The organism is Herbidospora sp. RD11066 (assembly GCF_054661255.1).
Genome location: NZ_BAAGDO010000006.1, coordinates 148,800 through 174,646, shown reverse-complemented (window position 1 = coordinate 174,646; position 25,847 = coordinate 148,800). Strand labels below are relative to the sequence as shown.

Genomic DNA, 25,847 nt, shown 5'->3' with positions numbered 1-25,847 from the left:
CTCGAAGCGGACATACCCAGAGTCGGAGTCGTAGGGGAAATCCATCTCGAAGTCGACGGAGTCCCCACCCCCGGTGTCGAACAGGCTCAATCCGCCATAGAAGCTGCGAATCTTGGCGACATCGGTCGCCCTACTCGAACGTGATCTTGGGTAAAGCCTTGATTCCGGACCTACTCGATGACGATCTCCGCCGAGCCGCCGATGATCTCGACCCCGACGACCGTCTTCGGGCCCTCCGACCGCACGACCAGCCTTCCCTCTTCGTGTACGGCGATCACGAGCGTCTCCCCGTCGTCATCGCGGACCACGGTGCGGCTTTCGCCGTCGGGAAGGCCGTACACGAGCAGGGAGATCTCCGGGCTGTCGGTCACGGTCACCCCCGGGGTCGCGGTCGTGGGGATGACGGCGCCGTGGCGGCCGTACAGGGGAATGCGGTGCAGGGGCGGGGAGACGCGGAGGTGGCGGCCGCCGGTGAGGTGTTCGCCGGTCCAGTGGTCGACCCAGGTCCCGGCCGGGAGGTAGACGTCCCGGGTGCCGTCGGCCGAGGTCATGGGGGCGACGAGCAGGTCGGGGCCGAGGAGGTATTCGAGGTCGGCCTGCCAGCTCACCGGGTCGTCGGGCCGGTCGACGCACAGCGCCCGCATGATCGGCAGGCCCGTCTCCACCGCCTCGATCGCCGTCGAGTAGAGGTAGGGCATCAGCCGGTAGCGCAGCCGCAGCGCCTCGACCGCGCCGCGTTCGGCGTGCTCGGGGAACTCCCACGGCTCGCGGCTGGTGGTCCCGTGGAAGCGCACCAGCGGAGAGAGCGCCCCGAACTGCGCCCACCGCACGAAGAGATCAGGCGTGGGCGTTCCGGTGAAACCGCCCGCGTCGTGGCTCCAGAACGCGATGCCGGACAGACCATGCGAGAGCCCGCCCCGGATGGTGCTGCCCATCGCCGGATAGGTCGCGTCGACGTCGCCGCTCCACTGCGCCGGGTGCCGCTGCCCGCCCAGGTAGGACGACCGCGCCCAGACCAGGCCGTGTCCGGCGACCTCGCGGGTCACCTCGGCGACCAGGTCGTTGAACATCAGCGAGTAGACGTTGTGCAGTTCGGTCCCGGTCATCCCGTTGTAGGCGACCGCGTTGGCCGGCACCCCTTCGGCGAAGTCGGTCTTGAACACCTGCACACCCTGCTCCAGCAGCCCTTTCAGCAGGCCACGGAACCAGACGCGCGCAGCGGGGTTGGTGAAGTCGACGATCCCGCAGGCCGGGTAGGACCCGTGCCAGGCGTCGGCCACGTAGGCCTCGCCGTCGCGGGTCAGCAGGAGGTATCCGCTGCTCGCCGCCTCCTCGAAGCCCGGGCTCAGATGCGAGATGTACGGGTTCATCCAGAGACAGACCTTGAACCCCTGCCGCCCGAGCTCGGCCAGCATCCCCTCGGGGTCGGGGAAGGCGTCCCGGTCCCACCGCAGATCGGACCAGTGCCCGTCGATCTGCCAGAACGTGTCGAGATGCAGCACGTCACACGGAATGCCGCGTTCACGAATCTTGCGGGCCCGGTCGAGCACCCGCTCCTGGCTGTCCCGGAAGAACCCCGAGGAGATCCACGACCCGAACGCCCACTTGGGCGGCAGCACCGCGGGCCCGGTCAGCGCGTGCAACCGCCGCAGCACGTCGGCGGGGGTAGGGCCGCCGAGGACGTAGTAGTCGATCAGGTCGTCGGGCACCACGATCTGCACGTCGCTGTGGGTCGTCTGGCACATGTCGAACTCGACCGGCATGCCGCTGTCGACGACGATCCCGTAGCCCCGGCTGGACAGGTAGAAGGGCACGTTCTTGTACGCCCGCTGCGACTCCGCCCCGAAGGCGTCGAAGTTCCACATCAGCGGCCGTTGCCCGCGTTTGTCGAGCGGCGTGAACGACTCCCCGAACCCCGTGAACGCCTCGTCGGCCGGGACCAGGAACGTCTCGTGATAAGCGACGGTCACCCCGTCAGCCTGGGACCGGCCGAACGGGAGGGTGCGAACACGTCCCGAAATATCAGGACGGCCGGGGTCCTGTTCGGTCAGGGTCCGCCCGCTCGGGTCGGTGAAGCGCAGGTTCCAGGGGTTCAGGCGGATCTCGGCCTTGACGGCCCCCGCGTCGACGACCACCCGCTCGTCGCCGACGGTCACCTCGGCGGCGGCCTCGACGGGCCGGGTCAGTCTGAGGGCCCGCGCCGACCGGGTGCGGGCGTCGGCCTGTTCGCTCAGTTTGACCCGGATGATCCCGTCGCCGGCGGCGCTCACCTGGACGACGAGCGACTCCTCGGTCGTCGTGACCCCCTTGAGGGTGACACCACTCCCGTCGGTGGCCACCACCTCGGCCCGCGCCAGACTCGCGAGCCCACCTTCGCCGTGCCGCCGGAGGGGCAGCTCGGGAGGGTCGGCGACGAAGTACTCGCGCGCGATCAACGGGGGGCGATACGGCATCGCTGCACTCCAACGCGTTGGGGCTGTCTGTGAATTAGTTTGCCGTCCATCCCAACAAACGTCAACGCGGGTGTTCGCGCGCCGGTCAGGGCAAGGCGAGCTCCCGGGCCGCACTCCCGTCGAGCTGGTTCAGGGACAGCACTCCGTCGATCGACGGGCCGAATGACGACCACGTGGTTGGCACGGGAGGCGAAGACGTCTTGCGTCAGGCCGCCCGTCGTTTGCGTGACCAGCCCGGTTGCGAACGTCGTCTTGCGCTCGTACGCGCCGGAAGCTTGCGCCGGGCGGAAGGCCAGCGTGCCCGCGCCGACGAACGGGTCGATCCACCGGAGTTCCTCCGCCGGCCACCTCGGCAACCCGGTCAGCCGCGCGCTGGCACTCCCCCGTGTACAGCAGCGACCGCAGTTCGGCCAAGATTCCGGCGGTCGGCGGTGGCGCAACGGGCGGGGTCACCGGCAGGAAGAGGCGTTCGTGGGGAGCGTCACCTTCAGGGCGCCGACGAGGGTGCGTTGCCGGTGACCATGGTCTCTTCCCGGTTGACATGGCTTTTCATGGGTAATTAGTTTGAACACCAAACAAACAAGGAGGCAAGGGGGGCCATGTACTTCGGCGGCGACTACAACCCCGAGCAGTGGCCCGAGCACGTCTGGCACGAAGACGTCGCCCTCATGCGCCGGGCCAAGGTCAACCTCGTCACGCTGGGCGTCTTCTCATGGAGCAGCCTCCAGCCCGCGCCTGGACGCTGGGAGTTCGGCTGGCTCGACCGCGTCATCGACCTGCTCCACGACAACGACATCCAGGTCAACCTGGCCACGCCGACGGCGTCACCGCCACCGTGGTTCGGCCGGAAATTTCCTGACACGTTGACGGTCACCGCCGACGGCACCCGCCTCAGCCACGGCAGCCGGGACACCTACTGTGTGAGCGCACCGGCGTACAGAGCGGCTTCGAAGGAACTGGCGGCGGCGCTGGCCGACCGCTACGGCGGGCACCCGGCGCTGGCGATGTGGCATGTGCACAACGAATACGGCACCTGGTGCCATTGCGACCACGTGGCCACCGCCTTCCGGACGTGGCTACGCAACCGGCACGGCGACCTGGCCACCCTCAACGAGCGCTGGACCACGGCGTTCTGGTCGCAGGGCTACTCCGACTGGGACGAGATCCTGCCGCCCAGAGCCACCCAATGGCTGCCGAACCCGTCACAGGTGCTCGATTTCCGCCGGTTCCTCTCCGACGAGATGCTCGCCCACTTCACCGAGCAGCGCGACCTCCTGCGCCCGACGGGGAAACCGATCACCACGAACTTCGCCTTCGGTGCCTGGGTGCCCGTCGACCACTGGAAGTGGGCCCGCGAGGTCGACCTGCTGGCCATCGACGACTACCCGACGGGCGACCTGGCCGAAGAGTCGGCCTTCGCCGCCGACCTGGCCCGATCGTGGGCCGGCGAGAAGCCGTGGATCCTGATGGAACAGGCGGCGGCCGTCGAATACACCCGCGACCGCACGATCCCCCGCCCACCCGGCGACCTGACCCGAACCACCTTGATCCACATCGAACGCGGCTCGATCGGCGCCCTGTTCTTCCAATGGCGTGCCTCCCGAGGCGGCGCCGAACAGTGGCACCACGGCATGCTCCCCCACGCCGGCCCGGACACCCGCACCTTCCACGAGATCATCGCCTTGGGCCAGACCCTCGCCACGAGAGGCAACACCCAGCCCGAACCCACCAAATCACCACGTCCTGAGAACCAAGGCCCTAGCGCAGGGAGCCCCAACGCAGGGAAGCCGGGCGTAGAGAATTCCGACCCAGAGAACCCCGAAGCCGGGGAGGCCACGCAAGCCCAGGCCGCCCAATGGCTCCCCGCAAAGGCGGACACGGGCGAACCGGAATCCCCGCAAGGCGCAAACATTGAGGGCCAGGCTTCGACCTGGCTTTCCGCATCAGGAACACGGAAGCATCCGGATGTCGCGATCATCTGGGATGACGAGGCGTGGTGGGCGCTACAGAATCGCGGGCTACCCTCGCGGGATCTCGACTACCTGGAAGCGGTCAAACAGCCACATCGGCTCCTCTATCGGGCCGGACACCACGTCGCCTTCGCCCACCCGGAGCACGATTTATCGCCCTATCGCCTGGTCATCGTGCCCAGCCTGCTACCGATCACCGACCGGGCCATGGCCAATCTGGCCGCCTGTGGGGGCACGGTTCTGATGTCCTACTTCTCGGCCGTCACCGACGAGCATCTCCGAGTGCGGCTCGGTGGGCACCTTCCCGCGTTCGGGATCACGATCAAGGAGCATCGCCCCCTCGCCGAGCCGCTCACCCTCTCGGATGGCTCGGAGGGCTCGCTCTGGAGCGAGGAGATCCGGCTCGACGGCGCCGAAGCGATCGTCACCTATCCGGACGGAACGCCCGCCGTGACGCGTTTCGGTAAGGCCTGGTACCTGTCCACCCGATTGGCCGACAAAGCCTATGAAGGGCTTCTGACCTGCCTTTTACGCCCCTCTTACGATTCAAGCGGTACACATGGTGAGAGGTAAGGGAACCATCACGGCGGGGGAGAACGATGCTCAAGGTGGTGCCATCGCTAGCGAAGGTCAGAGACATCACGTCGGCGCTACGCCGCCGCGCGACTGGCCGTGACATCAGGGGCGATTCCACGGTCATTGACCTGCGAGCGTACCGCGATGCCAAAATCATCCGATTTCCCCGCACGAATGGCCCGACCACGGTCGCCTGAACGGCGTATCCCTCAGTGGAAGCCGCGCGGCAATCGGCGCGCCGCGCGACGGCACCACGGTGACGGGGTGACGACCGTGCCTGAACACGGTCACCTCCCCGCCACATGCTCGACGGGGATGACGGCTGCCTGAACACAGCCACCACCCCCTGCATGGTTCCCGGGGTGACGGCTGTGCCTGAACACGGTCGTCACCCCAGAACCGCGCCTCTCGGGAGCGGCGACCGCCTGAACACGGCCACCACCTCGAAACCGCTTCACCGGAATGACGGTCGTTCCTGAACTCGATCGCCATCCCGAACGTCTTTCCGGGTGTGATGTCCGCCTGAACACGGCCATCACGCCCGATCCGCTTTCCAGGGAGCGGCGACCGCCTGAACCGGCCGCCACGCCCTCGCGGGTGCCGGGGTGATGTCCGCCTGAACACGGCCATCACCCCGGAACTGCTTTCCGGGAGTAACGACCGCCTGAACACGGCCGCCATCCCGAAACCGTTTTGCCTGGCGCGACGACCGCCTGAACACGGCCATCGCGCCCGAACAGCTCCCTCGGGAGTGACGACCGCCTGAACACGGCCGCCACGCCCAAACCGCTCTCTCGGCGTGATGACCGCCCAAAACGGCTATCACGCCAGAACTGCTTTCCGGGAGTAGCGACCGCCTGAACACGGCCGCCATCCCGAAACCGCTCAGCCAGGTGTGATGTCCGCCTGAACACGGCCATCACGCCCGAACTGCTCCCGGGTGTGGACGACCGCCTGAACTCGGCCGCCACCCCAGCAGGTGCCGGAGTGACGACCGCCTGAACCGGCCGTCACCCCGTTGCGGGGTTCCGGGGGTGACGATTGTGCCTGAACACGGTCGTCACCCGCCTCCCCCACCGCTTCGGAGCCGTTCGCCCTACGGATTGCCCTCATTTCTCAACAGGCGGCGGGCGCGGTCGACAACCGGTTTGTCGATCATCTGGCCGCGTACCACGCCCACTCCCCCGGTCGAGGCGGCCAGGACCTCCCGGGCCCAGGCGAGGTGCTCCGCCGAGGGGGTGAAGGCGGCCACTACAGGGGCGATCTGCTTCGGGTGGATGCAGAGTTTTCCGCCGAAGCCGAGCGCAGCCGCGTGGGCCGCGTCGTCGCGCAGCGCCTCGGGCGAGGTCAGGTCGGTGGTGACCCCGTCCAGAGGTGGGTCCACGCCGGCCGACGCGGCGGCCAGGACCAGCGTCGAGCGGAAATGCCAGAGGGCCATGCGGTCAGCGGGGTCGACGCCCAGTTGGGCCGCCAGGTCGACGCTGCCGAAGGCGGGAGCGACCACGCCTGGCGCGGCGCAGATCTCGCGGGCGTTCAGGAGACCCGTCGCGGTCTCGATCAAGGGGTAGGCCGTGCCGAAGACGTCCTCGGGCGATTCGGCTTTGGGGATCATCACGGCGCAGCCGAATTCCTCGACCAGAGCCACGTCGTCGGTGTGCCATTCGGTGCCGCAGGCGTTGATGCGTACAAGACCGGGACCGCCCGCCGCCAGCCACGCCCGGACCTCCGCGCGGGCTCTGACCTTGGCAGCGGGGGCTACGGCGTCCTCCAGGTCGAGGATGATCGCGTCGGCCCCGGCGGCGGCCGCTTTGGGGAAGCGGTCGGGACGATCGCCGGGGACGAACAGCGCGGCTCGGACCATCAGCCGGGTACCACGGGAAGCAGCAGGTAGGAGGCGTGGTCGCCGCCCGTGTGGAGGGTCACCTCGTTGTGGAAGACCTCGGCCGGGCGGTCGGCGGGGTCGTCGTGGAGGAACGGGCCGCAGCCCTTGAGCGGGTTGCGGAGGTTCGACAGGTGGCCGGCAGGTTTGTCGTGTTCGTAGTCGCGGCCGCGGACCTCCAGCACGATCCGGTATCCCTCGGGGACGACCAGGCAGGTCGGCAGGATCTCCACGTCGAGCTCGTAGATCTCACCCGGAACCAGGGGGGTCGGGTCCGTGTGGGTGTGCACCGGCAGCCAGGGCTGCGACAGCTCGGCGTCGAGTGCGCGGTGGGAGGCCCGCAGCCAGCCCTGCGCGACCGGCGTGTGCGGGTCGAGCGCGCCCTGGAAGGCGACCTCCTCCCCGTCGGGGGCGAACACCCTGACCACCAGGAACAGGTCGGCGTCCGTGGTCGACGACGACACGAAGAGCTTGGCCGCCAGCGGGCCGGTGATCTCGGTCGCCTCGGTCAGCGCGGGCAGCTCGAACTGGACACCCCGCCCGGTCGCGTCGTAGGTGACCTGCGCGGGCGCCGACGGCTCTCCCAAACTCAAAAGTGAGGCGTTGAGGTAATGCCGGGTCCATTGTGTACGCGGAATCGGCCACGCCTCCTCGAAGCGGGGCGTGAACGTGGCGTCGACATGGCGGACCTGCAACTGCACGGGCGGCTGCTTCGCCCAGCCCGTGTCCTCCCCCGCCAGGAAGTGGCCGAAGAAGCGTTTCTGCAGGTCGACGCCGTAGTCGGCGTAGAAGAGCGACCAGTGGGTGTCGCCGTGCATCTCCAGCCACTTGTGCTCGGAGGCGGCCCGCAGATAGCCGTAGGTGTTCCCGCGCAGGTGCAGCCCCTGGCCGCCCCAGTTCCCCGCCGACAGCACGGGGACGGTCACCCGATCCCAGGAAGGTGACCGCTCGCGATGGTAGGCGTCGTCGAGCGGGTGGGCCTGGATACTGCCGCCCAGGTCGGCCCGGTTGGCGGCCAGTTCGTCGTCGGTGAGGGTCTCGGTGCCGGTGGCGAGGGCGCCGGTGACGGGGTTGCGCGGGCCGTTCTCGCCGAGACCGTGCTGGACGGTCGTGACCTGCATCCCGTACCAGTTGTCCCAGAACGTGGTGCGGATGCCGCCGTGGTGGGTGGCGTCGCGGTACCAGTCGGCCGCGCCCTCCCACACGATGATCGCCGCCAGGTGGGGCGGCTGGAGCGAGGCGACGTGCCACTGGTTCATGGCGAAGTAGGAGATGCCGTTCAGGCCGACCCTGCCGTTGCTCCACTCCTGGGTCCCGGCCCACTCGACGCACTCGTAGTAGTCGCGGGTCTCACGCGGCGAGAAGCAGTCGATCACGCCCGGGGAGGCTCCCGCGCCGCGCGAATCCACACGTACACAGACATAGCCGTCGGGGACCCACTTCTCCGGGTCGACGACCTCCCACGCCTGGTAGACGTTGGACGAACCCTCGAGCGCGTCGGGGTGTTCGGCGGCCATCTTGTTCCAGGCGCTCGGGTAGCCCTCCTGGAAGGAGAGGCCCTTCGCGTAGGGCCCGTAGGTGAGGACGACCGGGTAGCGGCCGGGGGCGTCGGGCCGGAAGACGTCCGCGCGCAGGACGACTCCGTCGTCGGTCTCGATCGGTACGTCCCATTCGACGATCATTGGGCAGGGCTCCTAGTCCTGGTGGGTCTGCTGCCACGGCGCGACGCGCCGGATCAGCCGTTCGGTTCCGGCGCGGGCGAGCACGCCGAGGAGGGCGAGCACGGCCACGCCCACGAACGCCTGGTTCTGGGCGAACGACCGTGCGTTGGTCAGGATGAACGTGCCCAGTCCGTCGATGTTGGCCAGGAACTCGACGGCGGCGGCGCCGACGAGGGCCCGCCCGACGGCGATGTGCACCCCGGCCACCGCGAACGGCAGCGCCGAGGGCAGCACGAAGTCGAGCACGAACCGCCCGCGCGGCACGTTGAGCACCCGGGCGACGTCGCCCAGGTTGGCCGGCAGCGACCGGGCGCCGTCGGCCGTGGAGACGGCACAGGGCAGGAACGCCGACAGGGCGATCACGATCACCCGGGTGACGTTGTTGTAGCCGAACCAGATCGTCGCCATCGGCACGATCGCCAGCATCGGCATGGCGTAGAGCCCGCTGATGTACGGGGTGCTGATCTGCCGCAGCCAGGTGATCCGGCCGATGAGCAGACCCGCGGCGGTCCCCGGGATGCACCCGAGCACCAGCCCGAGCAGCACGGCGCCCACGGTCTCGCCGAGCGCGGTGAGGAACGCCGAGGAGGTCAGCGTCGGAACCGCCTCGGTGATCACCCCGAGGGGGGTGGGCAGGTAGTCGGGCAGGAACGTCGACCCGGCGATCTGCCACGCCCCGAGGAGCACCACGACGGCGACGACCTTGCCGGCCAGGTCTCTGGGCAGGCGGAGGGATCTTTCCCGCGAAGCCAAAGCGGTCACCGGGCACCCCCCAAGGCCATGTCTCCCGAAGCCGGAGCGGTCCGGATCCGGCGCGAGCAAATCGGCATATTTCCCAGCGAGACAGGGCAGCTCACTCCGTGCTCCCTTCACGCCACGGCGCGAACGCCTTTTCCAACCGGCGGCCCAGGCCCATGAGCAGGGCCGCGATCACCGACACCAGGACTGTCAGGCCCAGCACCGTCGCCGAGTCGAACCGGGCCGAGGCCGACAGCAGCAGGCCGCCGATGCCGGTGGCCTGGAGGAAGAACTCGGCGATGAACGTCCCGACGAACGCCATCGCGATGCCCTGCCGGATCCCGCTCATCGCGTAGGGAAGGGTGTGCGGGATCAGCACGTCCCGCCAGAGAGGCCACTCGCCGCTGCGGTGCACCTTCGCCACTTCGAGCAGGGTCTTCGGCGCGTGCTTGGCGCCCTCGACCGTGTTGATCAGGATCGGGAAGACCGCGCTCAGGAACACCACGAGCGTCTTGGCGCCGAACCCGAACCCGAACGCCGCCAGGATCAGCGGCGCCAGCGCCACGATCGGCACCGACTGGAAGGCGAACACCAGCCAGCCGGTGCTCCCCCGCAGCGCCTTCGACCGCGACAGGACCAGGCCGTAGCCGACCCCGCCGACGATCGCGGCGGCCAGGCCGACCAGGAACAGCAGGCCGGTGTCGAGCAGGGCGGCCGGGAGGGTCCCGTCGGACACCATCCCGGCCAGCGCCTCGAACGACCTGACCGGGGTGGCCAGCAGGACCGGGTCCCGCTGGCCGGCGATCTGCCAGGCGATCAGCCCGAGCAGGAGACCGGCCAGCGAGACCCCGATCGCGCGGGGGCGTGAGTCACTTCCCGAGCGCTTCATCGAACACCGTGAGGTCGACGAAGTCGTCGTACTTGGGCGCCTTGTCGGCGGCCACGTTCCCGGCCTTCACCTGTGCCTCGACCGCGTGGTCGACCCGGTCACGAGCGAGGCCCGCGTCGGTCGGCCAGAACTTGATGCCGATGAACTGGCCCAGCGCGACCTTGGAGATCTCGGGCGTGCGCTTGGTCATGGTGGCGGCGATCTGCGAGACCTCGTCGGCGTTGGCCGGGTCGTTGATGTACGTGATCGCCTTGTGGATGGCCGCCACCGTCTTCACCCAGGCGGGGCGCTTGCCGCCGTCGCCGAGTTCGTCCTGGCGGGTGACCAGCATCGTGTAGTGCGAGGTCGGGTCGACCTTGGCCAGCGCGACCACCTCGTGGGCCTGGGTCTTCTCGTTGACGGCGGCCAGCTCGTCGGGGTGCAGGACGGCGGTGTCGACCTGGCCCGCGATCATCGCGTCGACCGACTGGGGGCCGCCGACGTTGACGGTGGTGATGTCGGTCGGCGCGAGGCCGCAGGAACCGATCATCTGGTTGACCGACAGGGCCTTGGGGGCGCCCGCGCCGTCGACGGCGATGGTCTTGCCCTTGAGGGAGGCGCAGTCGGTGACCTTGGGGTCGGAGGAGGCGATGAGGAACGACGGGTTCTCGTTGCCGAGGATGGCCACCACGTTGCCGCCGGAGGCGCGCAGCGCGACCGCGCCGGAGGTGCCGATGATGCCGCCGTCGAGCTCCTTGCTCTGGATGGCGCGGCCGACGTCGGCGCCGGTCGGGAGGGGCCGCAGGGTGACGGCGACGCCGCCCTCCTTGAAGTAGCCCTTCGATTCGGCGACGTAGGCCATCAGGTTCACGAAGACCGGGGGGATGCCGGGGACACCGACCGCGAGGGTGGTGGTCGCGCCGTCGCCCGAGGAGGAGTCGGAGCCGCCACCGCAGGCGGTGAGGGCCGTGAGGGAGGCGATGGCCAGCGCGGCCACTCCCAGGCGCTTGATCGACAACATCTGCTGTCCTTCCCAGGTGCCCGCAGGCACCGTTGTGCTTTCAGCCCGCCTGACCGGCGTCCGGGGACATGACGAGAGACCAGACGCGTTCCCGCAGCGCGGCGAACGCCTCCGACCTCGCCACCGCACGGTCGCGCGGGTGAGGCAGCGCGACGTCGATGACCTCGTGCACCCTGCCGGGGCGGCCCTTCAGCACGACCACCCGGTCGCCGAACAGCACCGCCTCGTCGATCGAGTGCGTGACGAACAACATCGTGATCGGGTGCTCCTCCCACATGCGGAGCAGCTCGAAGCGCAGCACCTCTGCGGTCTGCGCGTCGAGCGCCCCGAAGGGCTCGTCCATGAGGAGCACCCGGGGCCGCACGGCCAGCGCGCGGGCCAGGCCCGTGCGCTGCTGCATGCCGCCGGAGAGCTGGTGCGGGTAGGACTTCTCGAATCCGGAGAGGCCCACCATTCCGATCAGCTCACGGGTGCGGACGGCGATCTCCTCTTTGGGGAGGCCGCGCAGCCGCAGCGGGTAGGCGACGTTCGCCTCGACGGTCTTCCACGGGAAGAGCCCGAAGTGCTGGAAGACCATTCCGACCCCGTCGGGGGTGCCGTCGACGGTCTCGCCGTCGACCTTCACGCTTCCCTCGGACGGGGTGAGCAGCCCGGCCACCGCACGGAGCAGCGTCGTCTTGCCGCAGCCGGAGGGCCCGACAACGGAGACGATCTCGCCGGGTGCGACGTCGACCCGGATGTCCGTCGCCGCGACACGGTCCCCGAACCGCATCGTGACGCCGTCGATGGTGACTGCCGCGCCGCCCCTTTCGGAGCTGGTCAGCGTGGAGGCTTTGCGCCGGTCGTGCAGTGACATGCGACGTACTGTTGCATAATGATGCCTTCTATACAAGAGTGATGTGTCATGAGAGTTAATAATGCATGATCTGAGGCATCCTGTACTTCTCCTGCACACGCTGGGCGCCTCCGGGGAGACCTGGGCCGAGGTCATCGGCGCAGATCAGAGCCGGTTTTCCGCGCCCGACCTCCCTGGTCACGGTATGCGGCGGGACGAGGTGTTCGAGACCCGGAAAGCGGTCGCGACCTGCCTCGAAACCGGGTCACGATTCCATGTCGCCGGCTCGGGACTGGGCGCGTTCGTGGCGCTCGAACTGCTGAAGGCCGCGCCGGAACGCGTTGCGTCACTGTTTCTGGCGGGTTTCCCGGCGGCCGGAGGTCCGGAGCGGGTGACGGCCACCGAGAAGATCCTTGGGGAACGGGGCGTCGAGGGGTTCGCCACCTCTTATATGGAGGCGACGCTTCTGCGCCCCCATGAGACCTTCGCCACGTCCATGCTGAGCATGCGCCCCGAGGGCCTGCTGAGCTCGCTGGCGGCGGCTCTGGGCTGGAGCACTCCCCAAGCACGCACCAGAACGACGGTGCTCCGAGGAGAGCATGACGTTCGCGTCCCGGAGGAGGCGGCCCGATCACTGGCGGCCACTCTTGGGGCGGATTACGTTACTCTTCCCGTGGCCGGGCACGTCGCGTACGTTGACGACCCTCGCGGCTTCCGCGAAGTTCTCGATGCCTTTCACCGCGCCACCGAAGCGCAGGAGGAAACCTGATGACCGGCAGTCCGCGCACCAAGCGCGACATCATCGTCGCGGAACTGCGCCGCATGATCTCGGCGGGCGAGCTCGCGCGGGGCAGCCGGATCCGGCAGGACGTGCTGGCGTCCCAGTTCAAGACGAGCATCACCCCGGTCCGCGAGGCGCTGCGCCTGCTGGAGGCCGAGGGCATGCTGATCAGCGAGCCCCATCGCGGGGTCCGGGTCGCCGACGCCGACTACGACCGCGTCAAGACCGTCTACCTGCTGCGCATGGCGGTCGAGCCCTACGCCATGCGCCGGGCCTCCCGGCGGCTCTCTCCCAAGGATCTCGACCTCGCCCAGAAGCTGGTCGAGGAGATGGAGGCGGCGCTCGCGGCGGGCGACCGCACGACGCTGAACGAGAAGAACCGCCGGTTCCACTTCCTCTTCTACGACCGCTGCGGCAACGACGGCCTGAGCGAAGAGGTCGCGCTGCTCTGGCAGCGGTTCCCGTGGGACATGCTCCAGGTGGTGGAGAGCCGGGGCGCCCAGGCCGCCGAGGAACATCGCACGATCCTGGCGGCCGCCCGCGCGGGCGACGCCGACGCGCTCGCCCGCGCCACCGAGGTGCACCTGACCAACAGCTTCCTCGCGCTGGCCAGGCACCTGGTGGGTCACGACGTCCCCGACCCCTTCGAACTCGACAACGACTGACGCGCCACTCCGGCGGAGACCAGCTCGGCCACCTCGTCCGGCGAGAGGCCGAGTTCGCCGAGCACCTCCGCAGTGTGCTCGCCGACGGCGGGAATGGCCTTGAGGTCTTCCTCGGCGGCGCCGGGGTGGAACGGCGAGGTGACCACCGTCGCCTTCTCACCATCGGGGAGCAGAACCGCCGACCACCGGCCCGTGGCCCTGGCCTGCGGGTGTTCCAGCACGTCGGGGAGCCGGTTGAGGCGGGCGTTGGGCACATCCGCCTGGTCGAGCCTGGCCGTGAGCTCGTCGGTCGACAGGGATGCGAGCCTGGCCTCGATGATCGCTTCGAGGCGCTCCCGGTTCCGTAGCCGGTCGGTGTTCAGGGCGAATTCCGGATCACGCGCCAACGAAGGATCGCCCACGACGACCTCGCAGAGCCGCCGCCACTGACCCTCGTTCTGTACTGCGATCAGGACCAGGTCACCCTCGGCCGAGACATAGGGGCCATAAGGGGCGATGCTCGCGTGGCTCAGCCCGGCGGGCTCCGGTGCGGTCCCGGCGTGTGACTGGGCCAGCAGCAGCGGGCTCATCCACTCCAGGAGCACGTCGAACATGGCCACGTCGATGCGCTGGCCCTGCCCGGTCTTCTCCCGTGAGTAGAGCGCCGCCGTGATGGCGGAAAGCGCGTAGGTGCCGCCGCTCAGGTCGGCCAGCGAGACGCCCGGTTTGGCCGGCTGTGCAGGAGTGCCCGTCGCGGTGACGACCCCGGCCTCGCCCTGGATGAGCATGTCGTAGGCCTTGCGATCGGCGTAGGGCCCGCGGGTGCCGTACCCGCTGAGAAAGAGCCTGATCAGCCGGGGGTTCAGCGCGACCAGCTCGTCGTCGGTGAAGATCCGGTCGAAGGCGCCCGGCGCCAGGTTGCAGACCAGCACGTCGGCGGTGCGGAGCAGCTCGCCCAGCACCCGCCGCCCCTCGGGGGTCTTCAGGTCGAGCGCGACGCTTCGCTTGCCCCGGTTGAGCCAGACGAAGTGGCTGGACATGCCGCCGACGAAGTCGTCGTAGTCGCGGGCGAAGTCGCCCGACAGGCGCTCGACCTTGATCACGTCGGCCCCCAGGTCGGCCAGGTGCCGCGAGCAGAGCGGCACGGCGACCGCCTGCTCGACGGCGACGACCCGCACGCCCGCGAGGTCCATCACCACGTGAACACGCTCCCGACGGATGGCTGCACGTAACGGTCGGCCAGCACCGAGGACATGTGGGCGTGGCTCCGCAGACCCGAACAGTGCATCGGTACGACCGTCTTCACGTCCAGGTCGCGGAAGGCCTCGGCGGTGAGCTCCACGTTCTTCGCCGGCGTGGTCGGGAACCCCAGGTGGAAGCCGCCGAGCACGGCCCGGATCGGCTTGTCGCCCGCGATCGCCTTCGCCTGGGTGAGCGTGTTGACCACCCCGGCGTGCGCGCATCCGGTGAGCACGACCAGGCCCTGGTCCTTGACGTCGATGATCAGGCCCATTTCGTCCATGACCTCGTCGCGGCGCACCTCGCCGGTCTCGGAGACCTGGTAGAGCCCCGGCTTGCCACGCTCGAACGGCGGCGCGGCGGCCTCGAACGGAACGTTCCTGGGGATCTCGCCGGTCGTCCAGAGGCCCCAGCCGAGGTCGAGCGGGTCGCGCGTGAGCACGGGCGCGCCGCCGCTGGCCTCGACCTGGCCGAAGGTGAAGGCGGTGTTGTAGACCGGCGAGACCCGGCCGTCGCCCATGACGGCGTAACGCGGCAGCTCGGCGTCGTGGTGGGTGGCCACCGGCACCCGGCGGCCGGCCAGTTCGAGGAACGTGTGCACGCCGCCGAAGTGGTCGGGATGGCCGTGGCTGATCACCAGGTGGTCGATCGAGCCCGGGTCCACCCCCAGCACCTTCATGTTGTGCGCCAGCACGGTGCCCGTGAGACCGGCGTCGAAGAGCACCCGGGTGGTGTGCCGTCCCCGGGTCGCCTCGACGAGCATGCTGATCCCGTTCTCGGCCTGCGGCGGCACCTTCTTGCCGTCGAAGTGCTCGATCAGCCCGTACCGGCTGACGCAGTGGTCCTCCACGTCGGGCAGCAGCATGTCCACCCAGTTCTCGACCAGGACCGTGACCGTGACCGAATCGGCCTGGAACATCCGGCGGCTCCTTCCATCGCACAATTAGGAAGGAACATTACATGATCGATACAGATAATGCATCATCTGTACTCTCATGCCTTCCGGAAGTACGACGAGGCGGGCACACCGCCCTTCAGGAACTCCTCGAAGGTGATCCGCCCGACCGGCCGCTCGGGCGTGAGCTGGTATCCGGCCCGGAAGGCCGCGCTCACCTTGCCCGGCACGGCGAGTTCGACGATCGGCTTCTTCCGGCCCTCCGCGGCGAGGTAGAACTCGACGATCTCCCGGAACGTGAGCACCTGCGGCCCGCCCATGTCGGCGACCCGCCCCGCCGGATCGCCCGTCGCCAGCGACGCGAGCTGCGCGGCCACCTCCGGGATCGAGATCGGCTGCGCCGCCCAGCCCGCCGGAACGGGCACGATCGGAGACTTGACCAGCGATCGGGCGAGCGAGGCCATGAAGTCGTGGAACTGCGTCGTCCGCAGGATCGTGTACGGCAGCCCGGAGGCCTCGATCAGCTCCTCGACGTCCCTCTTGACCCGGTAGTAGGAGTAGGGGTGCCGGTCGACCCCCACGATCGAGATGTAGACCACGTGGGTCCCGGGGGCCAGCGCCTTGAGCAGGTTGCGGGTCGCCTGGAGATCGGTCTTCCCGGGCGGCTTGCTGGCCAGGTGGACGACCGTCCCGGCGCCATGGGTGGCCGCGGTCACCCCTTCGCCGGTGACCAGATCGCCCCGGTAGGGCCCCTGGGTGCTGCGGGACAGGTCGCGGACCTCCCGGCCGGTCCGCTGCAGGTCGGCGATGACCTGACGGCCCAGCAGTCCGGTGCCGCCGGTGACGAGAATCGTACCGTTCATAATGGTTTCCTGCCTTTTGGGGCTTTTCTATGCCCCATACCCCATCGCGACGCGCTGAGCGAACTCACCCCACAGGCTCATGAATCCGGGGCCCAGGTCTGTCAGGATGGGGGGGTGAGCCATTCCCCGGCCGTGGTCCAGCCCGACCAGGAACTGATCATCGAGATCCTCAACGAGCTCGACATCGACTTCACCTTCGACGCAGACGGCGACCTCGCGATCTCCACCGAGGCGCTCACGGTCTTCTTCCTGTTCGGATCGGAAGGCGACCTCTTCACGATCCGCACCTTCTACGACCGCCACTACAACGTCGACGAGAAGCCACTTCTGCTCACCGCGCTCAACGAGTGGAACGCCGACACCATGTGGCCGAAGGTCTATGCCTTCACCCCCGACAACGGCGTGATCCGCGTGATCGGCGACGCCCAGCTCTACATCGGCGCCGGCGTGACCTACGAACACCTCATGACCATCGTCGCCCACTGGGTGAGGTCGGCGATCAAGTTCCACCGCTGGCTCAGCGACCGTCTGGCCTTCGAAGAGGACGACGCCGAATAGTCCTGCCCAGAGCCTCTTCGAGGGTCTTCTGTGGGTACGGCGATCGTGAGACGGCGCCTTCGAGATCGATGTCACCACGGTTGAGCCGCTCACAGAGCGTGACGATCTCGGCGATCTGGGTGCGCTGGTGCTCGACGAAATCGGGGGTCACCGGGTTGCCGTGGCCCGGCACGATCGTCTGTGGCTCCGTCTCCAGGATCTTCTGGAGGGCGACCGGCCAGGCGGCCGGATAGGAGTCGCCGAACTGCGGCGGCGCCCCCTGTTCCACGAGGTCACCGGCGAACACGACCTTCGCGTCCGGGACCTGCACGATCAGATCATGTCCGGTGTGGCCCGGCCCGGGGTGGGTGAGCAGGACCTCCCTACCGCCCAGGTCGACACTGAACGGAGCGGGCAGCGGCAGCACGAGCGGCGCCGTGGCGACCCCCGGGAACCGGCCCGACCATTCGGCGGCCTGCTTGTGGGCCGTGTCGACGAGCGCCTCCCGGCAGCCCTCGTGGGCGAAGCACGCACCGAAGGCCGCGGTGCCGAAGGCGTGATCGAAATGCGCGTGGGTCAGCACGACCGTCCAGGGCAGGTCGGTGACCTCCCGGATCGCGTTCGCCCACGCCCGCCCGAACGCCTCGTCGATCCCGGTGTCGACGACGAGACAGCCGGTCTCGCCCACGATGAGCCCGAGGGTGAGGTCGAGTTCGGCATGCCGCCGGATCCACACCCCGTCCGCAACTTCGATCATGGTTCAGTCTGTACCACAGGACGCACCGAAAGCTGTGATATCCGTGCACATCCGGCGCGTCCCGAATAGATATTTCCGGCCTTCCGGGCGAATAGGACGTGAGGCGCAGGTGATGCACGGGTTCCCAGGGGTAATTCCCCGCACCTTCCTTCAGAGTGAGACGCGGGCGAGTGGACTGCGAGGTCAGGCCTTGGCGAGGGCCTCCCGCAGTTCTACCGCGTTGGAGCGCACGACGTAGGCGGGCCTGTCGCGGTCGTGCCGCCAGCCCTCGGACAGGGGCCCGACGTCCACGACGTCGAAGCCGAAGGAGTCGATCAGGTCGGTGACGATCTTCTTCGCGGCCGTGTCGTCGCCCGCGATCGGGAGCGCCCGCCGGTTCGGCGTGCCCGGCGGGGTGCCGTCGGACAGCAGGTGGGCGGCCATGATGTTGTTGAAGCCCTTGACCACCTTCGAGCTCGGCAGATGCTCCTGAAGCAGCCCCGACGGGGTCTTCGCACCGGAGTCGATCTCCGGGAACCGTCCGTCGCGCTCGAAGTAGTAGTTGTTCGTGTCGATCACGATCTTCCCCGCGAGCGGCGCCACCGGCACCTTCGTGTACGCGTGGAACGGCACCGTGACGACCACGATGTCCCCCGCCTCGGCCGCGCCCTCGGCGGTCGACGCGGAGGCGGCCGGCCCGAGTGAGTCGACCAGGTCGGCGAGGGTCTCCGGCCCACGCGAATTGCTCATCACGACGGTGTGACCGGCGTCGACGGCCAGCCGCGCCACCGCGGAACCGATGTGCCCACTTCCGATGAATCCGATGACCATATTCCGGGCAACCGAGGCGAAGCCGACGACATTCCCACCGTTAACGTTGTCTCCGACGTGGACGACGTACTACATTGTCTCTCACAGGGACAATGTTCTGTCGTGGTATGAAGTGACCCACCTGGAGGCGGACGGACGAGTTGAGGCACCATGACCGAGCGATACCTCGGCGTACTCGGCATCGGCGAGGCGCTGGGGGTGAGCCGTCACGCGGTGCACAAATGGCGGGCCCGCTACCCGGCAGGCTCCGCCCACCCCTTCCCCGACCCTGACGTCGAGATCGACGGCGCCCCCGGCTGGCGCCCCGGTCGCCTCGACGAGATCGTCGGCTGGCGCGAGGGCCTCCCCGGCCGCGGCGCCGGCGGCGGACGCCCGCCGGCGGCCCGCCAGGACTACCTGAAGGCGGCCCTCGACCGCGGCCTCGACCGAGACGAGGCGCTCCGCGCCCTGGCGACCTTCGGCCAGGAGTTCCCCGAGATGACCGAGCCGGAAATCTGCGCCTGGCTCATCGAAAGCTGGCGCCGCTGACCCATATATGAGCCGAAAGGCGATGACGCATGCCTGGTACCACCACGCCCGGTTTCGCCTCCGTCCGCGAGGCCTTCGAAGAGAACTTCGCCCACCACGACGAGATCGGCGCCGCCGTCTGCGTCTATGTCGACGGCGAGAAGGTCGTCGACCTCTGGGACGGCGTGGCCGACCCCCTCACCGGCCGCCCCTGGGCGGAGAACACCCTCCAGGTCGTCTTCTCCACCACGAAGGCGATCACCGCCGCCTGCGCGCTGCATCTCGCCCAATCAGGCTCGTTGGACCTGGACGCCCCCGTCTCGGATTATTGGCCGGAGTTCGGCAAGCCCGAGATTCCCGTACGTTGGCTGCTCACCCACCAGTCGGGCCTGGCCGCCCTGGACACGCCCGTCACCCCGGCGGAGGCCATCGCCTGGGAACCGGTGGTGGCCGCCCTGGAGGCCCAGCAGCCCTTATGGCAGCCGGGCACCGACCCGGGCTACCACGCCCACACCTTCGGCTGGCTGGTCGGCGAGGTCGTCCGCCGGGCGTCGGGCCGCACCCTGGGCACCTACCTCCGCGAGGAGATCACCGGCCCGCTCGGCCTGGACTTCTGGATCGGCCTCCCCCCGGAGGAACACCACCGGGTCGCCCGGATCGTCTCCCCCACGATCGACCTGTCGATCGACCCGGCCACCCTCCCCGAGGCGCTGCGCCCCTACTTCGATCCGGCGTCCCTGACGATGCGGGCCTCGATGGCCGTGACCCCGTTCCTCGACCACAACGACCCGGCCGAACTGGCGGCGGAGCTGCCGTCGACCAACGGCGTCTGCACCGCCCGCGGCCTGGCGGGCTTCTACGCGGCCCTGCTCGACGGGCGGATCCTGAACGCCGAGACCCTGGCCATGGCGACGACCGAGCAGGTCAGCGGTATCGACAGGGTCCTGCGGGTGCCGGTCAGCATCGGGCTGGGCTTCGGCCTGCCCACGCCTGACATGTTCTGGTACGGCCCGACGGCGTTCGGGTTTCCCGGCTTCGGCGGCTCGATCGGCTTCGCCGACCCGGCCAGAGGTCTGGCCTTCGGTTACGTCCCGAACCACGGCCGGGATGCGATCACGGACAAGCGCGCGGCCAACTTGGTGGAGGCGGTTCTGAAGGCCCTCGGCTGAAGACCTACGGAGAAGAAATCGGTGGCTTCGTCTGGCCGGACTTCCTGGGCGTCGATACACCGAAATTTCGGGCGACGAGAGTCGCCCGATCCGACGCCGACTCCATTCTGTCAGTGGCGCTTGGCAGACTCCCGATATCCCAGAACAGGGGGTGGTGGCGCTGCCCGCGAGAAACAAGGTGCGTTCCGACTGGACCCTGGCCAAGCTGCTGCGACTCATCCGCTCGCTCGCGGAATCCGAGCAGGTGATATCCGCCGTTGACGACGTCGTCGACCACATGGGGCCCAACTACCTGGGCGGGAAGACGCTGCTGGAGCTGCTCCGCTTCGCCGTCCGGCAGGCCGAGATCGGTGGCGACGCGGAGTCCGCCGAACGCCTCGACGACGCCCTGGGTTACGCCACCGGACGACTGCTGAACATCGACGTGACCGAGAAATACCTGCTGCTCGGTGGGCCACCTCAGGAGAGCACGAAATTGTTCGAAAGCGTCCAGGCGACGACCCACCATTACCTCTTGTCGATTTTCGACGACTTCCTCCGCGGCCATCCTGATGCGGGGGTCACCGAAGCACGCGCGCACTTCGAACGACTGGCCGGTGCATCGATCAAGGTCGTGAAAGACCGGGAGTCGGGCATCTACCGCGTTCACCGGCTCGACGAGGAGCAGTCCATCTGGCTGGCCGAAACACTGGAGCGGCGCACGATCTACGAGCCCATCACCCACTCGGCCCACCCGGCTGTGAACCTGCCGCCCGAGTCGCTGGCGCTGCTGGCCCGCGCCGACGCCGAATCGGTCCTCGCCGGAATGCAGCTTCAACTCCGCCGCCGGAAACTGGCCGAGATCCGGAGCGTGGTCGAACATCGATACGCCAAAGAGCGTGACATCCAGGAGGCGTTCAGCGGCTCATGGTGGCTGTTCGGCGGCGAATACATCGGCGAATCGGTGCGTCGGCGGCTGACCCGTGGCCTGGAACTCGACATTCCTCTGCTCCGCCCCGATGGCGTCCTCCACCTGGTGGAACTGAAGCGCGCGAATGTCCGGGCGATCCAGAACCATCGGCAGTCGACCATTCCCTCTGACGGTGTCCACAAAGCCGTCGGCCAGGTGCAGAACTACCTGAAGCTGCTCGACGAGAACCGCGAGACGATCCTCGGACATGGCGTCGACACCCGCCGGGCGACGGCCCTCGTCGTCATCGGCCACCCAGATTTCGAGACCAAATATACGGAGGCCCAGGTCAACGAGACCCTCCGCGTCTACAACTCACACCTGGCCCGCATCGAGGTCATCACGTACAAGCAACTGCTCGACGCCGCCGAGCGCACACTGGACCTGACCGACCCCACCCACGCGTGAGGGGCACCGACCATAAGTGGCCGGCGCCCCTCAACGGCGCTGAGATCAGCTGCAGCCGCTGGTGCTGCCGCAGCCTTCGCACACGTAGCAGCTACCGGCCGGGCGCATCTTCGTCCCGCACGTCATGCACAGCGGCGCGTCCGCCGTGAACCCCTGGTGTCCCTCCAGGTGACCCTCGCTCGAGGCCCGCACCGGCTCGGCCACCGGGACCGGCTTGGTCACCGGCGGCTCGATCGGGGCCGACTGGGCCAGCGCCGCGGTGTCGAGCTGCGCCGCAGGGTCTTCGCCCCGCTGCTGGGCCGCCCGCTCGGAAGCGGAGAAGATCCCGAGCGCCGCCCGGTCTTCGTAAGCCAGGTGGTCGAGGGCCAGGCGGCGGAAGATGTAGTCCATCACCGACTGGGCCATGCGCACGTCGGGGTCGTCGGTCATGCCCGCCGGCTCGAAGCGCATGTTGACGAACTTCTGCACGTACGTGTCCAGAGGAACGCCGTACTGGAGGCCGATGGAGATCGCCACGGAGAAGGCGTCCATGACGCCCGCGAGGGTCGAGCCCTGCTTGGACATCTTGAGGAAGACCTCGCCGAGACCGTCGTCGGGGTAGGACGAAGCGGTCATGTAGCCCTTCGCGCCACCCACGGTGAAGCGGGTGGTGATGCTCGGGCGGCTGTTCGGCATGCGGCGGCGGGTCGGCCGGGAGACCTCGATGACCTTGGTCACCGGCTCGGCGACGACGGCCTCCTCGGTCTTCTTGCTGTTGTTGCCGGCCGACAGCGGCTGGCCGACCTTGCAGTTGTCGCGGTAGACGGCCAGGGCCTTCAGGCCGAGGCGCCAGCCCTCGAGGTAGACCTGCTCGATGTCGTCGATCGTCGCCGACTCGGGGAGGTTGACCGTCTTGGAGATCGCGCCCGACAGGAAGGGCTGGGTGGCGGCCATCATGCGCACGTGGCCCATGGGGGCGATCGCGCGCTCGCCCATCGCGCAGTCGAACACCTCGTAGTGCTCGACCTTGAGGCCGGGGGCGCCGACGACGTGGGAGTTGGTCGCGATGTACTCGACGATCGCCTCGACCTGCTCCTCCTGGTAGCCGAGCTGGCGCAGGGCGCGCGGGATCGTCTGGTTGACGATCTGCATGGAGCCGCCGCCGACGAGCTTCTTGAACTTGACCAGGGCCAGGTCGGGCTCGATGCCGGTGGTGTCGCAGTCCATCATCAGGCCGATGGTGCCGGTCGGGGCCAGCAGCGAGGCCTGGGCGTTGCGCCAGCCGTTGCGCTCGCCCAGCTTGAGGCACTCCTGCCACTGCTTGGTGGCCTCGGCGAGGATCGGGCGGTCCATGGCGTCGACCGAGCGCATGGCGTCGTTGGCGGCGGCGTGCTTGCGCATGACCCGCTTGTGCGGTTCGGCGTTGCGCTCGTATCCGTCGTACGCCCCCACGATGCCCGCCAGTTCCGCGCTGCGGCGGTAGGACACACCGGTCATCAGCGACGTGATCGCCCCGGCGATGGCGCGGCCGCCGTCGGAGTCGTAGGCGTGGCCGGTGGCCATGAGCAGGGCGCCCAGGTTGGCGTAGCCGATGCCCAGCTGGCGGTAGGCGCGGGTGGTCTCGCCGATCTTCTCGGTCGGGAAGTCGGCGAAGGTGATCGAGATGTCCATCGCCGTGATGATCAGCTCGGTCAGCTTGACGAACCGGGCGACGTCGAACGTGTCGTCGTCGGTGAGGAACTTCAGCAGGTTGATCGAGGCGAGGTTGCAGGAGGAGTTGTCGAGGTGGACGTACTCCGAGCAGGGGTTGGACGCGGTGATGCGGCCGCTCTCGGGGCAGGTGTGCCAGTCGTTGATCGTGTCGTCGTACTGGACGCCCGGGTCGGCGCACTCCCACGCCGCCTTGGCCATCTTGCGGAACAGGTCGCGGGCGTCGATCTCCTCGATGACCTCGTGGGTGAGGCGAGCGCGCAGGCCGAACTTGCCGCCGGTCTCGACCTGGCGCATGAACTCGTCGCTGACGCGGACCGAGTTGTTGGCGTTCTGGTACTGCACCGACACGATGTCCTTGCCGCCGAGGTCCATGTCGAACCCGGCGTCGCGGAGGGCGCGGATCTTGTCCTCCTCGCGCGCCTTCGTCTCGATGAACTCCTCGATGTCGGGGTGGTCGACGTCGAGGACGACCATCTTGGCCGCCCGGCGGGTGGCGCCGCCCGACTTGATCGTTCCGGCCGACGCGTCGGCGCCTCGCATGAAGGAGACGGGGCCGCTGGCCGTACCGCCGGAGGAGAGCAGTTCCTTCGAGGAGCGGATGCGGGACAGGTTCACACCCGAGCCGGAACCACCCTTGAAGATCACGCCCTCTTCCTTGTACCAGTCGAGGATCGACTCCATCGTGTCGTCGACGGCCAGGATGAAACAGGCGCTGACCTGCTGCGGCGACAGGGTGCCGACGTTGAACCACACGGGCGAGTTGAACGCGAAGAGCTGGTGGACCAGGGCGTGCTTCAGCTCGTGGTCGAAGATCTCGGCGTCTTCGTCGGTGGCGAAGTAGCCGTTCTCGATTCCGGTACGGGTGTAGACGCCCGTCACCCGGTCGACCAGCTGCTTCAGGCTCGACTCGCGCTGCGGCGTGCCGAGCGCGCCCCGGAAGTATTTGGTGGTCACGATGTTGGCCGCGTTGACCGACCAGGCGGCGGGGAACTCGACCCCGCGCTGCTCGAAGTTGACCGACCCGTCGCGCCAGTTGGTCATGACGACGTCACGACGCTCCCACTCGATCGCGTCATAGGGGTGGACGCCCTCGGTGGTGAAGATCCGCTTCACCTTCAGCCCCTTGGCCCGTCCACGCCGGGTGCGCGTGGATGTGCCGTTGACCGTCTCCGTCATGACTCCCCCTTGGCATGTGCCTTGAGTTGCTGAATCTCAACCTCGAAGTCGGCGAGGGTCTCAAACCCCCGGTAGACCGAGGCGAACCGTAGATAAGCCACCTCATCGAGATCGCGCAGCGGCCCGAGAACCGCGACGCCGACCTCGTGGGCGGGGATCTCCGCGACACCAGAGGCGCGGATGCTCTCTTCCACCCTCTGCCCGAGTTGCGCGAGCGAGTCTTCACTGACCGGACGCCCCTGGCAGGCCCGCCGGACCCCGGCGATGACCTTCTCCCTGGAGAACGCCTCGGTCACTCCACTGCGTTTGCTCACCATCAGCAGGACCGTCTCCTGCGTGGTGAAACGTCTCCCGCATTCGGAACAGGTGCGCCGGCGGCGAATCGCCCCGCCGTCTTCCGTCGACCGGCTGTCGACGACCCGGGTGTCGGGATGACGGCAAAATGGGCAATGCACGCCGTCGCCTCCTCACTGACCAGACGCTCGCGCACGCCCCCACATGACATGAGGTGCGGCAAAGGAAACACAATTTATGGTTCGCTCATATGAGCACGACCACTAGATGTTGTGGTTCCCCAACCCTAGAAGCGAGCCCCCTAGATCGCAACTCAAACCACAGGGTCCACAAGGGCCTACTGACCTGGGACGTCTCCGGGGACGTGCAGCGTCGTGCCTGGCCGGATGAGGGGATCGGATAACCCGTTGAGATCCATGATCTCGCGAACCAGCGCCCCCGGATCACCACCACGACCAGTGGCCACCGCGATCCCCCAGAGGGTGTCACCTTCCTGGACCGTGACAGTGGGATACCCCTCGACCGACCGAACGACCGATGCGGTCACAGCCGCCCGAGTGCCCAGCCAGAGCACCACCAAACTGAGGGCGGCGATGAGGGCGATGAGCACGATCCGCCCCCGCCGAGTGAGCCGCAGCGGCGGGGTGTCCCTTACAGGCTTCTCTGTACGTTTTGGACGCACGGCGTCGCCCCATCGCTGAGGGCGCCCCTCCCGAGCGAGTTCACCGGCCTTCGTCACCAGAAGACGATCAGCGGCACCCCAGACTGCGCCTCCGCCCGGCGACGACACCCGGCCGGCTTCCGCCGGGCGGTTGCTGGACGAAGCGAGAAGCGATGCCCCACCGCGCGCCTTGCGCGACCGCCGGGCTCGACCCGCGCCGCCATGTCCCGAAGTGTCGGCTGCCGCAGACCGCCCCATGTGATGACTCAAGGCCGGGAATTCGGGATCACCCGCCCTGAACTGAGCCACCGAGAGCGCTGCGGGCGGGGACGAGTCGTCTGCCCTAAGTGGGATTCGTGACGCCATTCCAGACCGGGATGAGCCGTTCGCACTGGAAGAGACCC

General features: G+C 68.4%; 22 protein-coding genes. 7 read left to right on the top strand and 15 right to left on the bottom strand.

Annotated features, from left to right (window positions below):
• Window positions 1-170: 170 nt before the first annotated feature.
• Window positions 171-2,453: a TIM-barrel domain-containing protein gene (locus ACYQ78_RS23655; protein ID WP_459803074.1), complete on the bottom strand. Its 2,283-nt coding sequence runs from the start codon at window positions 2,451-2,453 to the stop codon at window positions 171-173.
• A gap of 599 nt (window positions 2,454-3,052) precedes the next feature.
• Here ACYQ78_RS23655 and ACYQ78_RS23650 point away from each other — a divergent pair.
• Window positions 3,053-4,996 (top strand): beta-galactosidase, encoded by a 1,944-nt coding sequence (locus ACYQ78_RS23650; protein WP_459803073.1) that lies wholly within the window; start codon window positions 3,053-3,055, stop codon window positions 4,994-4,996.
• 1,099 nt (window positions 4,997-6,095) lie between these two features.
• Here the strand turns inward: ACYQ78_RS23650 and ACYQ78_RS23645 are convergent.
• The 6 genes from ACYQ78_RS23645 to ACYQ78_RS23620 form a co-directional block, all read right to left on the bottom strand.
• The gene (locus tag ACYQ78_RS23645) at window positions 6,096-6,860 is read right to left on the bottom strand and encodes an HpcH/HpaI aldolase/citrate lyase family protein (protein ID WP_459803072.1); all 765 of its coding nucleotides are present in this window, start codon (window positions 6,858-6,860) and stop codon (window positions 6,096-6,098) included.
• On the bottom strand, window positions 6,860-8,560 hold the full coding sequence (locus ACYQ78_RS23640) for a CocE/NonD family hydrolase (RefSeq protein ID WP_459803071.1): 1,701 nt from the start codon (window positions 8,558-8,560) through the stop codon (window positions 6,860-6,862). Before ACYQ78_RS23640 ends, ACYQ78_RS23645 begins: the two co-directional genes overlap by 1 nt.
• A 12-nt stretch (window positions 8,561-8,572) precedes the next feature.
• A complete protein-coding gene (locus ACYQ78_RS23635; protein WP_459803070.1) occupies window positions 8,573-9,361 on the bottom strand; it encodes an ABC transporter permease in 789 nt (262 codons plus the stop codon).
• A 91-nt stretch (window positions 9,362-9,452) separates the two neighbouring features.
• Entirely contained in the window at window positions 9,453-10,226 is a 774-nt protein-coding gene (locus ACYQ78_RS23630; RefSeq protein ID WP_459803069.1) for an ABC transporter permease, read from the bottom strand.
• Window positions 10,207-11,226, bottom strand: coding sequence for an ABC transporter substrate-binding protein (locus tag ACYQ78_RS23625; protein WP_459803068.1), 1,020 nt, complete (start codon window positions 11,224-11,226; stop codon window positions 10,207-10,209). Before ACYQ78_RS23625 ends, ACYQ78_RS23630 begins: the two co-directional genes overlap by 20 nt.
• Before the next feature lie 40 nt (window positions 11,227-11,266).
• Entirely contained in the window at window positions 11,267-12,082 is an 816-nt protein-coding gene (locus ACYQ78_RS23620; RefSeq protein ID WP_459803067.1) for an ABC transporter ATP-binding protein, read from the bottom strand.
• Between the two features lie 61 nt (window positions 12,083-12,143).
• On the opposite strand from ACYQ78_RS23620, the gene ACYQ78_RS23615 reads away from it, so the two are divergent.
• Both ACYQ78_RS23615 and ACYQ78_RS23610 read left to right on the top strand, forming a co-directional pair.
• Window positions 12,144-12,830 carry an alpha/beta fold hydrolase gene (locus ACYQ78_RS23615; RefSeq protein WP_459803066.1) on the top strand — a complete coding sequence of 229 codons (687 nt, stop codon included), beginning with the start codon at window positions 12,144-12,146 and terminating at the stop codon, window positions 12,828-12,830.
• A complete protein-coding gene (locus tag ACYQ78_RS23610) occupies window positions 12,830-13,507 on the top strand; it encodes a GntR family transcriptional regulator (RefSeq protein ID WP_459803065.1) in 678 nt (225 codons plus the stop codon). Before ACYQ78_RS23615 ends, ACYQ78_RS23610 begins: the two co-directional genes overlap by 1 nt.
• On the opposite strand, the gene ACYQ78_RS23605 is transcribed toward ACYQ78_RS23610, so the two are convergent.
• The 3 genes from ACYQ78_RS23605 to ACYQ78_RS23595 form a co-directional block, all read right to left on the bottom strand.
• Window positions 13,468-14,679 carry a CaiB/BaiF CoA transferase family protein gene (locus ACYQ78_RS23605; RefSeq protein ID WP_459803378.1) on the bottom strand — a complete coding sequence of 404 codons (1,212 nt, stop codon included), beginning with the start codon at window positions 14,677-14,679 and terminating at the stop codon, window positions 13,468-13,470. The genes ACYQ78_RS23610 and ACYQ78_RS23605 overlap by 40 nt on opposite strands.
• Window positions 14,679-15,644 (bottom strand): MBL fold metallo-hydrolase, encoded by a 966-nt coding sequence (locus tag ACYQ78_RS23600; protein ID WP_459803064.1) that lies wholly within the window; start codon window positions 15,642-15,644, stop codon window positions 14,679-14,681. Before ACYQ78_RS23600 ends, ACYQ78_RS23605 begins: the two co-directional genes overlap by 1 nt.
• A gap of 74 nt (window positions 15,645-15,718) precedes the next feature.
• Entirely contained in the window at window positions 15,719-16,483 is a 765-nt protein-coding gene (locus tag ACYQ78_RS23595) for an SDR family oxidoreductase (protein ID WP_459803063.1), read from the bottom strand.
• Between the two features lie 114 nt (window positions 16,484-16,597).
• Here ACYQ78_RS23595 and ACYQ78_RS23590 point away from each other — a divergent pair, with 114 nt between their 5' ends.
• The gene (locus ACYQ78_RS23590) at window positions 16,598-17,041 is read left to right on the top strand and encodes a YbjN domain-containing protein (protein ID WP_169807693.1); all 444 of its coding nucleotides are present in this window, start codon (window positions 16,598-16,600) and stop codon (window positions 17,039-17,041) included.
• Here ACYQ78_RS23590 and ACYQ78_RS23585 read toward each other — a convergent pair.
• Complete coding sequence (locus tag ACYQ78_RS23585; RefSeq protein WP_459803062.1) at window positions 17,001-17,777, bottom strand: MBL fold metallo-hydrolase; 777 nt, start codon at window positions 17,775-17,777, stop codon at window positions 17,001-17,003. The genes ACYQ78_RS23590 and ACYQ78_RS23585 overlap by 41 nt on opposite strands.
• 183 nt (window positions 17,778-17,960) lie before the next feature.
• The gene (locus tag ACYQ78_RS23580; protein ID WP_459803061.1) at window positions 17,961-18,587 is read right to left on the bottom strand and encodes an NADPH-dependent F420 reductase; all 627 of its coding nucleotides are present in this window, start codon (window positions 18,585-18,587) and stop codon (window positions 17,961-17,963) included.
• Window positions 18,588-18,737: 150 nt separating this feature from the next.
• Between ACYQ78_RS23580 and ACYQ78_RS23575 the strand changes: the two genes are divergently transcribed.
• From ACYQ78_RS23575 to ACYQ78_RS23565, 3 genes are all read left to right on the top strand, one after another.
• A complete protein-coding gene (locus tag ACYQ78_RS23575) occupies window positions 18,738-19,115 on the top strand; it encodes a hypothetical protein (RefSeq protein ID WP_459803060.1) in 378 nt (125 codons plus the stop codon).
• 29 nt (window positions 19,116-19,144) lie between these two features.
• Window positions 19,145-20,263, top strand: a complete 1,119-nt coding sequence (locus ACYQ78_RS23570; protein WP_459803059.1) for a serine hydrolase domain-containing protein — start codon at window positions 19,145-19,147, stop codon at window positions 20,261-20,263.
• Window positions 20,264-20,441: 178 nt separating this feature from the next.
• A complete protein-coding gene (locus ACYQ78_RS23565; RefSeq protein WP_459803058.1) occupies window positions 20,442-21,620 on the top strand; it encodes a Shedu anti-phage system protein SduA domain-containing protein in 1,179 nt (392 codons plus the stop codon).
• A gap of 45 nt (window positions 21,621-21,665) precedes the next feature.
• Here the strand turns inward: ACYQ78_RS23565 and ACYQ78_RS23560 are convergent, their stop codons facing one another.
• The 3 genes from ACYQ78_RS23560 to ACYQ78_RS23550 form a co-directional block, all read right to left on the bottom strand.
• Window positions 21,666-24,488 carry a vitamin B12-dependent ribonucleotide reductase gene (locus ACYQ78_RS23560; protein ID WP_459803057.1) on the bottom strand — a complete coding sequence of 941 codons (2,823 nt, stop codon included), beginning with the start codon at window positions 24,486-24,488 and terminating at the stop codon, window positions 21,666-21,668.
• A complete protein-coding gene (nrdR, locus tag ACYQ78_RS23555) occupies window positions 24,485-24,943 on the bottom strand; it encodes a transcriptional regulator NrdR (protein ID WP_061297490.1) in 459 nt (152 codons plus the stop codon). Before nrdR ends, ACYQ78_RS23560 begins: the two co-directional genes overlap by 4 nt.
• Window positions 24,944-25,119: 176 nt before the next feature.
• Window positions 25,120-25,392 carry a LysM peptidoglycan-binding domain-containing protein gene (locus ACYQ78_RS23550; RefSeq protein WP_459803056.1) on the bottom strand — a complete coding sequence of 91 codons (273 nt, stop codon included), beginning with the start codon at window positions 25,390-25,392 and terminating at the stop codon, window positions 25,120-25,122.
• Window positions 25,393-25,847 lie beyond the last annotated feature (455 nt).